Annotated in this window: 1 pseudogene; it reads right to left on the bottom strand. The window is 64.8% G+C overall.

The features are described from left to right. Nucleotides 1–233, bottom strand: a pseudogene (locus tag ACTVAJ_RS30310) (aa3-type cytochrome oxidase subunit I); the annotation flags it as partial.

Below are 233 nucleotides of genomic sequence, written 5' to 3'. Positions count from 1 at the left end.
CGTAGCCCCACGGGTCGTCGACGGTCACCTTCGGCGCCTTCCTCGCGGTGACGTACATGTTCCAGAAGAAGATCAGCGTCGAGGCACCCAGCACGAACGACGAGATCGACGAGAACTGGTTCAGGTCGGTGAAGCCGTCGGTGGGCAGGTAGTCGGCGTAGCGGCGGGGGAAGCCCATCGCACCGAGCCAGTGCTGCACCAGGAACGTGCCGTGGAAGCCCAGGAACAGCAGC

This window comes from Nocardiopsis sp. KDC1DS13DA1, from assembly GCF_055632325.1.
This window is presented reverse-complemented; position numbering and strand designations above follow the sequence as displayed.